12 protein-coding genes are annotated in these 12,616 nt (G+C 63.2%); 1 reads left to right on the forward strand and 11 read right to left on the reverse strand.

All coding sequences use genetic code 11. The annotated features are described in order from the left end of the window. Positions 1-83: 83 nt before the first annotated feature. From CXQ94_RS14340 to eno, 5 genes are all read right to left on the reverse strand, one after another. A complete protein-coding gene (locus CXQ94_RS14340; protein ID WP_258067104.1) occupies positions 84-1,478 on the reverse strand; it encodes a S8 family serine peptidase in 1,395 nt (464 codons plus the stop codon). Between the two features lie 115 nt (positions 1,479-1,593). Continuing rightward, positions 1,594-2,553, reverse strand: a complete 960-nt coding sequence (locus tag CXQ94_RS14345; RefSeq protein WP_104091248.1) for a Ppx/GppA phosphatase family protein — start codon at positions 2,551-2,553, stop codon at positions 1,594-1,596. 208 nt (positions 2,554-2,761) lie between these two features. Then, positions 2,762-3,382, reverse strand: a complete 621-nt coding sequence (locus tag CXQ94_RS14350) for a DUF501 domain-containing protein (protein ID WP_104091249.1) — start codon at positions 3,380-3,382, stop codon at positions 2,762-2,764. A 126-nt stretch (positions 3,383-3,508) separates the two neighbouring features. Beyond that, positions 3,509-4,279 carry a septum formation initiator family protein gene (locus tag CXQ94_RS14355; RefSeq protein WP_104091250.1) on the reverse strand — a complete coding sequence of 257 codons (771 nt, stop codon included), beginning with the start codon at positions 4,277-4,279 and terminating at the stop codon, positions 3,509-3,511. Between the two features lie 133 nt (positions 4,280-4,412). Continuing rightward, complete coding sequence (gene eno, locus CXQ94_RS14360; RefSeq protein WP_104091251.1) at positions 4,413-5,693, reverse strand: phosphopyruvate hydratase; 1,281 nt, start codon at positions 5,691-5,693, stop codon at positions 4,413-4,415. 352 nt (positions 5,694-6,045) lie between these two features. Between eno and CXQ94_RS14365 the strand changes: the two genes are divergently transcribed. Next, on the forward strand, positions 6,046-6,864 hold the full coding sequence (locus CXQ94_RS14365; RefSeq protein ID WP_104091252.1) for a PadR family transcriptional regulator: 819 nt from the start codon (positions 6,046-6,048) through the stop codon (positions 6,862-6,864). Between the two features lie 76 nt (positions 6,865-6,940). On the opposite strand, the gene CXQ94_RS14370 is transcribed toward CXQ94_RS14365, so the two are convergent. The 6 genes from CXQ94_RS14370 to CXQ94_RS14395 form a co-directional block, all read right to left on the reverse strand. Further along, a complete protein-coding gene (locus CXQ94_RS14370) occupies positions 6,941-7,432 on the reverse strand; it encodes an FBP domain-containing protein (RefSeq protein ID WP_104091253.1) in 492 nt (163 codons plus the stop codon). A gap of 240 nt (positions 7,433-7,672) precedes the next feature. Continuing rightward, complete coding sequence (locus tag CXQ94_RS14375) at positions 7,673-8,434, reverse strand: MazG nucleotide pyrophosphohydrolase domain-containing protein (RefSeq protein ID WP_104091254.1); 762 nt, start codon at positions 8,432-8,434, stop codon at positions 7,673-7,675. An 8-nt stretch (positions 8,435-8,442) separates the two neighbouring features. Further along, complete coding sequence (locus CXQ94_RS14380) at positions 8,443-9,642, reverse strand: adenosine deaminase (RefSeq protein WP_104091255.1); 1,200 nt, start codon at positions 9,640-9,642, stop codon at positions 8,443-8,445. A 57-nt stretch (positions 9,643-9,699) separates the two neighbouring features. Continuing rightward, on the reverse strand, positions 9,700-10,551 hold the full coding sequence (locus tag CXQ94_RS14385; protein ID WP_104091256.1) for a DedA family protein: 852 nt from the start codon (positions 10,549-10,551) through the stop codon (positions 9,700-9,702). A gap of 326 nt (positions 10,552-10,877) precedes the next feature. Continuing rightward, entirely contained in the window at positions 10,878-12,209 is a 1,332-nt protein-coding gene (locus CXQ94_RS14390) for a thymidine phosphorylase (protein WP_104091257.1), read from the reverse strand. Then, complete coding sequence (locus CXQ94_RS14395) at positions 12,206-12,616, reverse strand: cytidine deaminase (protein WP_258067090.1); 411 nt, start codon at positions 12,614-12,616, stop codon at positions 12,206-12,208. The genes CXQ94_RS14390 and CXQ94_RS14395 overlap by 4 nt, the downstream gene beginning before the upstream one ends.

Genomic DNA, 12,616 nt, shown 5'->3' on the forward strand with positions numbered 1-12,616 from the left:
TGTGAAAACATTCACTAACAGGTTACGAGTGCAGCGTAACGCAATCGGCACCGACCGGGAGCAGCCCAAAAAGACGCAGCGCTCTAATGCTTGTGACCGACCTTCTCGGGCCCGTTCACCTGGGGCTTTACCGGGCCGACGGCGTCAGGGCCGCCCGCCTCAGGGCCGACGACGTCGTCCGTCTCGCCAGCTTCGCCCGTGCCCGGGACACCCGTACCCTCGGTACCGGCCGCCAGGAGGCGCCGTCTGACCAGCACCAAGTGCGTGGCGCCACCCGCCGCGATCAGCACTATCAGGCCCAGGAATCCCAGCGAGATCAGGGCTGGGGTGTTGCTGGTGAGTTTTGCCGCGGGCAGGGGCACCGGCACCGCAGCGTCGACGAGGGTCGGCTTCGCTTGAGGTGCCGTGGATGTGGGGGTTCCGGCCGGCGGCGCTTCGCTTGCCTGACCGCGGCGGTGCACGTGAATCCAGTCGGCAATACTGCCAAGCGGGTTTGCTTCCACGACGGGAACGTCGGCCTTCAGGGCAGCCTCGGCGTCCAAGACCCCGTATCCGTACAACGCGTTGGGCACGCCGTCGCCCTTGGGCTTGGCGGTTGAGATGATGCGGTTGATGACCTGCGCCGCCGACATCTGCGGGTACTTGGACCTGATCAGTGCCGCCACGCCGGAGACTATGGGCGCGGCACCGCTGGTTCCGCTCCATCGGGCATAGCCGCCGCCCGGCAATCCTCCGGCCAGGTCTTCGGCAGGGGCACTGACACCAATGCTGATGCCCTGCGATGAGGAATCGACACTGGCGTTGCCGTCCTTGTCCAGGCCGCCCACGGCCAGCACGCCGGGAATGGTGGCCGGCGCGCCAACTTGTTCGCTCCCGGATTTGCGGTTCCCTGCCGCGGCAACAATGACCACGTCCTTGGCCTCGGCATAGGCAAAGGCGTCATCCCAACTCTGTGGCCACGCGGTGGAGGTGCTACCCAAGGACATGTTGATGACTTTTGCGCCATTGTCCACAGCCCATCGCACCGCTGCCGGGATTTGGTCATCAATGTTCTTGCCGGACGGGTTTTCGCTTCCGAGCCAGACGGACGCACTAAGAATTTCAGCTTTCGGTGCCACGCCAATGACGCCGTCGGGACCTGCCCCAACAGCGGGCGTTCCGGGCTTGGCCGAGGCTGTGGAGGAGGAATCGGAGTGGCCGCGGCCTGCGAGCATGGTTGCCACGAGCGTACCGTGCTCGGGTTCCGCACCCACGCCCTTGGTGCCTTTGGCGTCTCCGGAGCCAGACATGTCGACTCCGCCCACCACGGCACCCTTGAGGTCAATGTGGCTGGCGTCGATGCCGCTGTCAATGACGGCAACCTTGACCCCTTCACCCTGTGAAACTTCCCAGGCCTTGGTGATCCCGGATTGCTCCAGCCAGTACTCCCGGTTACGGATGTCGTCGGCAGAGGCCGCCGGCACTCCCACCAAGGCCATGGACCCGGCCAGAGTCAGGGTCAGTGCGGTCGCGACAATGCTGCGCAACCGTGTCCGGTGTTGTGGCCGTGGCGCTAAGGCCATGAATGCTCGTTTCCGTCGAGGGCGGTGAGGCTCAGGAGAGTCCCCCGGCCGCGCCTAGGGCGATTCCATCCAGAATATCGTGTTCGCTGGCAGTTGCCGATTCGACGCGTCCCTGTGTGAGCTGGGCAATCCTGCGCAGCACCGTGCGCCAGATGAGCGAGCCGGCACCAATCACGTCAACTCGTCCGGGGTGCATGAAGCCCAGGCTGGCCCGCTGGGCGCGGCTCATGCCCAGCAATTCGCCAGCCGCCTGCTCCATGTGCGCCAGTGGTACGACGGCGGCATGAATCGCCTCACGCTCATAGCTCGCCAGTCCGAGGGCCTGGGCGGTGATAGTGGTGACTGTGCCTGCCACACCCACCACCCGGGTCACCTCCGCCAAGGGGACCTCGGCCAGGACGTCCACCAGCTTCGCCTCCACGGCCGCCTCGGCCGCAGCGATTTCTTCGGCCGTGGGCGGGTCGCTGAGCAAGTACCGTTCAGTGAATCTGACACAGCCCATGTCGGTGCTGATGGCGGCTTTGACGCCGTCGGAATCTCCCACAACAAATTCTGTGCTGCCGCCGCCCAGGTCGATCACCAGGACGAGTTCACCAGCCAGGGTGGGCAGCACACTGGCAGCACCGGCAAAGGAAAGCCCGGCTTCCTCGGCGCCGGAGACAACCTCCGGCTCTACGCCCAGGCGCGCCTTGATGCCCTCAACAAACACGGCGCGATTACCGGCGTCGCGCGTAGCACTGGTGGCGACAAACCGGATGCGCTCAACATTGTGCTCACGGATCAGCGAGGCATAGTCTTCGGTCGCCGCAAAGGTCCGTTCGAGTGCCTCGGTGGCCAGCATTCCCGTCGCGTCAACCCCCTGCCCCAACCGCACCACACGCATTTCGCGGTGGACGTCAGTGAGCGTGGCCGTGCCACCGCCGGATGTGGTGACGTCGGCAATGAGCAGGCGGATGGAATTGGTCCCGCAATCAATGGCGGCAACGCGCATGGAATGATCCTTGTCTGTGGCAGTGGGAGGGTGGACGCCCTGCTGGGAACCCCGGGCCGGCGATTGGGTGGGCCCGCGCTTGCCAGGTTCCCGGGAAATCGCGCCGGCGATTGGGCCAGCGATTTATCGGGCCAGTCAGTGGGTGGGCCCACACTTGCCAGGTTCCCGGAAAATCGCGCCAGCGATTTATCGGGCCGGCAAGTGGGGACTATTCGGCCGCTTGAGCGTTGAGGTGTTTGACGTGGCGGCTCAGGTCCTTGTTGGGCACGGGCGCGCCGTCATCCCAAGCTCCTTCGCAGTAACATTTCTCCGCTGTCCACCACGGCGCCAGGGCGGCAATGACTTCATCGCCGAGTGGATTGACCCCGGGCCCTGCAGCCAGGGCATGGCCCACCAGAACATGGAGGCACTTCACCCGGGTGGGCATGCCGCCGGCTGAAATACCGTCAATTTCCGGGACCGGCCCGGTGCCGGCACGTTCACCGATAGCCACCCGCGCGGCGATGTACGCCTCATGGGCTTTTTGGTAGGCCGCTGCCAGGTCGCCGTCGGTAGCCAGGCGTTCGGTCATCTCGTTCATCATCCCGGCAGCTTCGAGCCGTGACGCCGCCGCAGTGATGACCGGGTGGGTTAGGTAAAAAGTGGTGGGGAACGGAATTCCGTTACTCAGCCGGGGTGCCGTGGCGGCAACGAGGGGGTTGCCGCACACGCAACGGGCTGGAATCTCAACTACGTCCCGAACCGGGCGGTTGAGCTGGCGGCTCAACGTGTCAAGATCGTGTTGCGTGGGTACGCGCCCGCTTGTCGCGGAGCTTGCTGATGCGGGCACCGGCGTCCTTCCTAAAGGAATTCTTGTGAGCAGACAGCCTCTAATGGGAGGTCAGCCCGCGTGGGGATGGCTGTTCCATCCACCAAGCCATTTTACCGTGCCGGGAGCCCTTGTTGTTCGCAGCGCCTATTTGCCCGCCGGGGGCGTTGTGGGCTTTTCCTTCGGGTCTGCAGCATTCGCGGCAGGATCGACAGCTACCTGGGAGGATTTTTGAATCGAGGAAAGTAGCCTGTCCACCCACGGTTCGGTGGTCACTTCGGTGGCGTTTTTGGCCGAGGTGGCTGCCGCAGCGGCGGCCTTGTCTGCATCCGCCGAGCCGGTTATGGCCTCTACCCCGTCGGCACCATAAACCCAGTACCCTGTCTCACCCGGCATGAGCATGCTGACCCGGTCGCGGGCTTGCTGTTTGACGAAGGCGGGGTCGTTCCACCGCGCCAGCTCCGATTGATAGGTGGCTTGTTGCTGCGTCTTCTGGGCGATGTCTTGCTTGAGTGCCGAGATTTCTGCCCTTTGTTCCATGAAAGTGTGCACGTTGGGGGCCAGAACCACGGTTATGGCCGCCATGGCCAGGCCGATGACCAACAGGCGCCCGGAAAATGAGCGCGCTGGTACTGGCGTGGAACTTGCATCATGAATGACGCCGTCTTGGCGGCTGCGTTCTTGGCTGTGAGCGTGGTTTCCATGGCCATGTGCCGTGGGTGCGTCGGCGGCCGAAGCTGTGCGACCCTTGCCAGCAGGTGCCTTGCCAGCTGATACCGGTGTTCGACGGGCGGTTTTCTTCGGCGACGGCGCCGATTCGCTCACAGGTGTCAGCGGCTGCTCGTCAGCAACGGCGGGCGCCTTGTCCGAGCCGGCAGTGAATTGCGCACTGGGCACTTTGGGACGACGCGTAGCCATGAGTCTCCTGGTACTTCTGCTGGGCACTTCCACCCACCAACGGAAGCGATTTCTAACGTTAACGCCAAAAGATGCGGCAACTGGTTATGGTGTGTAGTCCACCTTAGCCAGTCACCGCACCTTAGAGAAGGATTTAGCCCTTGAAACGCGGGAAGGCGCTGCGTCCGGCGTAGCGTGCTGCATCTTCAAGGTCTTCCTCGATGCGCAGCAACTGGTTGTACTTGGCAACGCGCTCGGAGCGGGCCGGGGCACCAGTCTTGATCTGACCGGCGTTGGTGGCAACGCAGATGTCAGCAATGGTGGTGTCCTCGGTTTCGCCGGAGCGGTGCGAGGTGATGGTGGTGTAACCGGCACGCTGAGCCATGGACACTGCGTCCAAGGTTTCGGTCAGTGAACCAATCTGGTTCACCTTCACGAGCAGCGAGTTGGCCGTCTTGGTCTCGATGCCGCGGGACAGACGCTCGGGGTTGGTGACAAACAGGTCGTCACCAACAATCTGAACCTTGTCGCCGATAGCGTCGGTCAGGGTCTTCCAGCCTTCCCAATCGTCCTCATCCAGGGGATCCTCGATGGAAACGAGCGGGTAGTCGGCAACGAGTTCGGTGTAGTACGCGCTCATTTCGGCGGCAGTCAGTGACTTGCCTTCGAACTGGTAGGTACCGTCCTTGAAGAATTCTGAGGAGGCAACGTCAAGGGCCAAGCCAATGTCGGTGCCGGGCTTGTAGCCTGCACGCTTGATGGCTTCCAGGATCAGGTCCAGTGCAGCGCGGTTGGAGGGGAGGTTCGGTGCGAAGCCGCCCTCATCACCCAAACCGGTGGAGAGACCCTTTTCCTGCAGCACAGCCTTGAGGTTGTGGTAAACCTCAACACCCCAGCGCAGGCCCTCGGAGAACGTGGCTGCACCCAACGGCACAATCATGAATTCCTGAATGTCGACGTCGGAGTCGGCGTGGGAGCCACCGTTGAGGATGTTCATCAGCGGGACCGGCAGGACGTGGGCGTTCGGGCCGCCCAGGTAGCGGTACAGGGGCAAATCGGCTGAGGCTGCTGCCGCGCTGGCGACAGCCAAGGAAACACCCAGGATGGCGTTGGCGCCAAGCTTGGCCTTGTTGGGGGTGCCGTCCAGTTCCAACATCATGGAGTCGATCAGGCGCTGTTCGGTTGCGTCAATGCCTTCAAGTTCAGGGGCAATTGCCTCCAGAACGGCCTCGACTGCCTGCAAGACACCCTTGCCCTGGTAGCGGGCCTTGTCGCCGTCGCGGCGTTCCACTGCCTCGAAAGCACCAGTCGATGCGCCAGAGGGAACCCCTGCGCGCCCTACCGAGCCATCTTCCAAAAGAACCTCGACCTCAACGGTCGGGTTTCCCCGGGAATCCAAAATTTCGCGTGCATGAATGGCTTCAATAAGTGCCACGTGTTGCTCCTAATCGTCAGCTTCGAGCGGATTGATGTCGACCACGCTGTCGCAACCAATCCTAGCGCGTGAACGTGACGCGGCACCCATTGCTACGACGACTGCTACCGGGGCTGTTGCGGCGTCGACAAAAGGACGGTTGCCACTCTTGCATTAACGAACATACCGATATATCGTTAACTATCGCGATGTTCCAAGACGCGAACTTTGATTCCATAAGCGGACAGCCTGCCAGCCAGTCTCATCAGAGACGCTCCCCGGCACCCGCAACACGGCCCGACGGCGCCAACCACGTATGGTTCCCGCCCTGTACGGCTACCTAAAACCACTTCTGCAAGAACAGGCAAGAACAATGAATAACTTCAACTTCCCCCAAGAAAACAATGAACGTCGCGGCCCGCGGTCGCGTCGCCACCACGACGGCAACTCCCCCACCGGAGAAGGTGAGTACGCCGGCCAACATGGCAGCTTCCCCGGCGATGCGGACCACGGCAGTCATCACCGCGATCACCACGACGGCGCATCGCCTTATGGCGAAAAATCCTCCCGCAACCGAGAAGACGACGGTGATCCGCGCGGAGACCGGGCAGGCTTCGGCCCTCGCGGCGGTGGGCGCGGGTTCGGCCCTCGCGGTGGCCACGGCTTTGGTCCGGGCTTTGGGCCAGGGTTTGGCCCCGGGTTTGGACCCGGTGCCGGCGGTCCGGGATTCCGTGGCGGGTTTGGCCGTGGCGGTAGGGTGCGCAAAGGCAATGTCCGCAGCGCCGTACTTTCACTGCTGACGCAGCATAATTTCAACGGCTATGGCCTGATCGGTGCCATCGCCTTGCACACGGATGGTGCCTGGCGCCCCAGCCCCGGCTCCATCTACCCCACACTGGCTGCCCTGAGCGCCGAGGGTCTGATCGTGTCCTCTGGTACTGGCAAGCGTACGGAATATGAATTGACGGAAGCAGGCCGGGCCTATGTTGCCGAGCATGCCGAGGAGATGACGGCCGTGTGGGCTGACGTCAACGAGGAAGCAGGGGCAGGCACCGACCTTCGATTGAGCATGAGCAAGCTCGTCGGCGCCGTCCAGCAAATCAGTTTGGCGGGCACCGAGGAACAGATCAAGGCCGCCACCGAAGCCCTAGACACCGCACGCCGGAGCATCTACAAACAGCTTTCAGACTGATTCGCACGTAAAACACAAGCACCAAGTAAATAGGGTGTCGTGGTCTCCTTTATTGGAGACCACGACACCCTTGTGTTTAGCTCTGGACGCGGGCCAGGAACCGTTCGGTCCGCTCGCGCAGGCCCTTGATCTGCCGCTCGACGACGGCCTGAGGATCAGGCTCGATCTCGTTGACGGTTGGCTCTTTGCGGACATTGGCAGAGCAGAGGAACTCCGCGCAGATCAGCGTCCCCACAGAGTTTCCGTCCCGACCTGACTGACCAGCCCGCTTGCTCACCCACAGGTAGACGTCTTCTTCGGAGTAGACGTCACGGCAGAGCTCGCACAGCACCCGGCGCTTTTTCCCGCTGCCGCCTTCCGGCGCGCGGAGCATGATGCCCACAAGCCGCTGTTCGATGCGGATGATCAGGTAGCCGCGCATCGGCATTTTGGCATCGCGCCAGCCAAGGAAGTCAAGCGATTCCCAGTCCAGGGTGGGAAAGTTCGCTGGCAGAGTCAGCTTGGCAGCTTCTGACCGGCTGGCGTTCACGAAGCAAGAACGGATTTGTTTTTCAGAGATTTGTTCCACAGCAATGGGTCCTTAAAGACTTAGGGGTGCCCTCTCGGGCGTGCCGTTCACAACGGCACAGGTGTCTACATGGCGGGTTACTCACACACACGCAACAGCCCTTGGCGGTGCGTGTCAGTGAAGGATTGCGGCCGCGAAGCAGGCCATGCGGGCCACCCCACTTTCCGCAGGGGCGTGGGCCAGATGTGCTGTGGTCATCAGTGCCGCCCCTCATTTACTCGCCTAGTCCTGATACAAATTTTAGCATTCACCGCTCTGGAAGGCGCGGACGGCGTTGCGGAGTGCCCGCTCAGCATCCAAACCTTGGGCGCGGGCGGCCCGGACGACGTCGAACAACGACTTCCCGAGTTCGTCCTCCGTCATGCCTGCCTTGCCATTGCGGGAAGCAGCCCCGCCGTCCGCAGACGATTCGCCCAGGGCCAGGCCGGCACGCTGGGCCCGGTCAAGGGTTTTTTGCGCCAACGCCAGCGCCGGCAAGGCCACAGGGATTCCGGCAAAGGCATCCGCCCGTGCCGCACTGGCCCGCACCGCGTCGCCGCCGCCGTCGCCCTCGTCACGAAGGTGTGCCCGCTCGGCTCGCTTGACCTCATCCCAAGTGTGCACAATCTCGGCGATGGTTGCCGGAAAAGTCTCCTGTAAGGAACCATCCGGCCTAAAAACGTGCGGATTGCGGCGAATCATTTTCTCGCTGAGTCCACGCGCCACCTCCGCAAAGTCAAAGAGGCCCGATTCCTCGGCGAGACGCGCGTGGACGGCAACCTGGAACAGGACGTCGCCCAGTTCACCGGCAAGCTCAGTGGTGTCGCCGCCCTCGATCGCTTCGATCAGCTCGTAGCTTTCTTCCAGTAGATACTCGGTGAGGGAGGCGTGCGTGAGCTGCGCGGTCCACGGGCAGTGTTCGCGCAGATTGGCAATGATGCCCAGCAACCGGGCCGTCTGCTGGGCAGCAGAATCGGCCCGGTCACTGGTCACCGTCGAAAAGTCCGTACTAGGGGTGGTCATAACCACTATCAGCCATGGGAGTGATGGCTGTGATCTTCGGTGTCTTCGGCTGAGTCCTCGTCAACGTAGCCGTCGAACACCTCCTCGTAATATTCGACGATGTAGTCGGCCAACTGCTCGCGGGCCTCGATAGGCAGGAACGCTGCATGGACGGCGTTCAGGGTCAGTTCCAAGATGGTATCCAGGGTGTAGCCAAACGTGTCCATGAGAAGTTCAAACTCGCCGCTCAGCGTCACCCCGCTCATCAACCGGTTGTCGGTGTTGACGGTGACGTTAAAGCCCAGCTGGTGCAACAAGTCGATGGGGTGTTCGCCCATGGTGGTGCCGAAGCTGGAAATGGCGCCGGTTTGCAGGTTCGACGACGGGCACAGCTCCAGCGGGATCTCCCTGTCGCGCACCCACTGGGCCAGATCGCCCAAGGTGACGGTGCCGACGTCGTGCCCGTCCTCCTGCTGGACGTCAAGGTGAATGTCCTCGGCAATGCGCACACCATGACCCAGGCGCAGCGCGCGGCCGTGGACCAGGGCGTCCTGGATGCTGTCCAGCCCGGCGGCCTCGCCGGCGTGGACGGTGACGGGGAAGTTGTTTTCCGCCAGGTAGGTGAAGGCCTCGGTGAAGCGGGAGGGCAGGAAGCCGTCCTCCGCCCCGGCAATGTCAAAGCCCACCACGCCGTTGTCGCGGTGGCGCACGGCCAGCTGGGCAATTTCGGATCCGCGATCGGCGTGACGCATGGCGGTGATGATCTGGCCCACCTCAATGTAGCCGCCGGCCGCATCCACCAGGTCCATGCCCTCCTCGAGGCCGTCCTGGACGGCCTCGACAGCCTCATCCAGGGTCAAGCCGGCGGTGAGGTGCTGCTCGGGTGCCCATCGAACCTCGCCGTACACGACTCCGTCGTCCGCCAAATCTTCGACGAACTCACGGGCCACGCGGATAAGGGCCGACCGGGTCTGCATGACGGCAACCGTGTGGTCAAAGGTCTCCAGGTAGCGGACCAAGGAGCCTGAATCCGCGGAATCAAGGAACCAGCGGCGCAGTTCCTCCGGGTCCGTGGCGGGCAGTTCATAGCCCGCCTCCTCGGCCAGTTCAATGATGGTGGCCGGGCGCAAGCCGCCGTCAAGGTGGTCGTGCAGGGACACCTTGGGCAGGGACTTGAGGTCAACGGTGGTTGAAGTATCGGAGCTCTGGGCGTCAGTTAGGTTAGTCACAATGACCACTCTAGGGAGGAATGCGACGCTGGCGCTAGTTCGTGGGCGCGGCGTGCGCTATGGGCGTATCTGTGGCTCCGCGCCAGCCCCCGCTACTTTGGGTACGACGACGGCGCCGCCAGTGGGCGTGACGACGGTGCCGCCAGTGGGTGCGGGCGTCGGGTCGACGGTGGCCGTGCTGCCGGCGTCCGGGCCAGCGTCCTGATCGCGGGCTTGCTCCTGGGCGAGTGCCTGTGCCGCAATCTGGGCGGCCATGTGGCCGGGTTCGTTGCGGGGCGCCAGCTTGCCGCGCTTTTCCAGGAAGTGGTGCAAATATTTCATGGCGTGGTCAACAATGAAGCCGATGACGATGGCGAAGGCGATGGCGATGCCCACGCCCAGCAGCGGATTGTGGTGGACCCAGCGGCCGGCAAAGGTCCCCACTGCCACCGAATAGCAAGCCCAGGTGACCACAGCAATGCTGTCAAGGACAATGAAGCGCCGCCAGGGGAAGTTCGTGGCGCCGGCGGTGAAGTTCACGGCGATGCGGCCCACCGGGATGTAGCGGGCCGTGAAGATCAAGATGGCGCCGCGCTTTTCCAGTTCACGACCAGCCCAGGCAAACGCCTTGGCGCCGCGGGGACGGCGCATCCACTTGAACCGGCTGGTGCCAAGCTTGCGCCCCAGCAGGTAGGCGATGTTGTCGCCCATGATGGCACCAATGCTGGCCCCGAGGATGAGCAGCCAAATATTGGGAAAACCTGTCCGGGCGGAGATGGAAGCAAGTGCCACGATGGCAGTTTCACTCGGCAGGAAAAGGAAAAAACCGTCGATCAGGCAAAACAAACTAACCAGTGGGATGATCCACCACTGGGCGGCCGAATGGGCGATAACAAAGTTGATCTGATCGATGATGTGCAAAAAATCCACCGGGGATGCTTCCTCTCCTCTGGCGGTTGTCAATGTCTAGTTTCGCACGCCTCGCTGGTAGCAGGCATCCACCCAGCGAGCGATATTTCGGACCCCTTTTGCACCCAAGGGATGAGACCCTTCGACGCCGTATCACTTTTGGCGCATCCTGGCCCAACGCCGTATCACCTTTGGCGCATCCTGGCCCAACGCGGTATCACCAGGCGTCGGACAAACTGCGTTCCGCACAGCAAGGCGTGGCAAAAGTGATACGGCGTCGGCCGAAAGCGCACCAAAGGTGATACCGCGTCGAGGAAAAACGCGCCAAAGGTGATACGGCGTCGGGGTCAGGCGATGCGTTCTAGGATCAGATCACGCATTGCTGGTGCGCCTTCGGCGGAGATCGTCACGGCCTGGGCAAGGGCTGCCTTGGCCCGGTCGAACTTTTCCGGGGTATCGGTCAACAACGTCATCAGCGGCTCCCCTGCCCGGACCACGTCGCCGGGTTTGGCGTGCAGACGCACACCCGCGCCAGCTTGGACGGCGTCTTCTTTGCGGGCTCGTCCTGCCCCCAGGCGCCAGGCAGCGACGCCAACGCTGAGCGCATCCAGTTCGGTGAGGACCCCGTCCGCCGGGGCGTAAATTACCTCGGGCTCCCGAGCCACCGGCATTGCCGCGTCCGGGTCCCCGCCCTGGGCGGCAATCATCCTGCGCCACACGTCCATGGCACGGCCGTCCTTCAGAGCCGCGGCGGGGTTGGCGTCGTGGACGCCGGCAGCTGCCAGCATTTCCTCGGCCAGCCGCACCGTCAGTTCGACGACGTCGGACGGGCCGCCGCCAGCTAGCACCTCCACCGACTCCTCAACCTCAATGGCGTTTCCGGCGGTCAGGCCCAGTGGTGTAGACATGTCGGTGAGGAGCGCCACCGTGTTAACGCCAGCGTCCTTGCCCAACGCCACCATGGTCTGGGCAAGCTCGCGGGCCATGCCTACGTCCTTCATGAACGCGCCCGAGCCCACCTTCACATCCAGCACCAGCGCACCGGTACCTTCGGCGATCTTCTTGCTCATGATCGAGGAGGCGATCAGCGGGATGGCCTCCACCGTGCCCGTGACGTCGCGCAGTGCGTAGAGCTTCTTGTCCGCCGGGGCCAGGCCGTCACCGGCGGCACAGATCACAGCGCCCACCTCGGAGAGCTGGCGCATCATTTCGGCATTGCTGAGGTTGGCCCGCCAGCCCGGAATGGCCTCAAGCTTGTCCAAGGTGCCACCTGTGTGCCCCAGCCCGCGACCGGATAGCTGCGGGACGGCCACACCGAACACTGCCACCAGGGGTGCCAGTGGCAACGTGATCTTGTCCCCCACACCGCCGGTGGAGTGCTTATCCGTGGTGCGCATGGGCGCCCCGGCTGGCGTTCGGAGGCCAGAGAAGTCCATCCGCTCCCCCGAGGCGATCATGGCGGCCGTCCACAAGGAGATTTCCCCGCGGTTCATCCCGTTGAGCAAGATGGCCATATTCAGGGCAGCCATCTGTTCATCGGCAATGTCGCCGTAGGTGTAGGCGTCGATGGTCCAGGCTATTTGATCGGCGCTGAGCGTGCCGCGGTCCCGCTTGGTCCTGATGATGTCAACGGCGTCAAATGCCGGTCCGGCATAACGTGATCCGAAAGATGGGCTCATTGCTGGTTCTCCAAGTTCTCCGGGCCAAAAGCGTCCGGCAAGATCTGATCCATCGTCTTAATCCCGAGGCTGGTCATCAGAACCATCTCCGGGGACCTGAATTCATACAGCAGCTGGCGGCAGCGACCGCACGGCATGAGCACGGCGCCGGCGCCATCCACGCAGTAGAACGCCCGGATCCGCCCACCCCCGCCCATATGCAGGGCACCCACCAGGGTGCACTCGGCACACAGGGTCAGCCCGTAGCTTGCATTCTCCACGTTGCAGCCACTGATAATACGACCGTCGTCGAGCAGTGCCGCCGCCCCCACGGGGTACTTCGAATAGGGTGCGTATGCGTTGCGCATGGCGTCGGTGGCGGCTCCGCGCAGGGATTCCCAGACGACATCGTCGATTTCAGTTCTCAC

Origin of the sequence: Arthrobacter sp. GMC3 (genome assembly GCF_002929305.1) — a bacterium.
GTDB lineage: Bacteria > Actinomycetota > Actinomycetes > Actinomycetales > Micrococcaceae > Specibacter.

What these genes read in the sequence shown, in the direction of transcription:
- CXQ94_RS14390 (WP_104091257.1), bottom strand. Translation starts at nt 12,209, where the DNA reads ATGAGCCCATCTTTCGGATCACGTTATGCCGGACCGGCATTTGACGCC.
- CXQ94_RS14365 (WP_104091252.1), top strand. Translation starts at nt 6,046, where the DNA reads ATGAATAACTTCAACTTCCCCCAAGAAAACAATGAACGTCGCGGCCCG.
- CXQ94_RS14345 (WP_104091248.1), bottom strand. Translation starts at nt 2,553, where the DNA reads ATGCGCGTTGCCGCCATTGATTGCGGGACCAATTCCATCCGCCTGCTC.
- CXQ94_RS14355 (WP_104091250.1), bottom strand. Translation starts at nt 4,279, where the DNA reads ATGGCTACGCGTCGTCCCAAAGTGCCCAGTGCGCAATTCACTGCCGGC.
- CXQ94_RS14375 (WP_104091254.1), bottom strand. Translation starts at nt 8,434, where the DNA reads ATGACCACCCCTAGTACGGACTTTTCGACGGTGACCAGTGACCGGGCC.
- CXQ94_RS14340 (WP_258067104.1), bottom strand. Translation starts at nt 1,478, where the DNA reads ATGGCCTTGGTGGGAGTGCCGGCGGCCTCTGCCGACGACATCCGTAAC.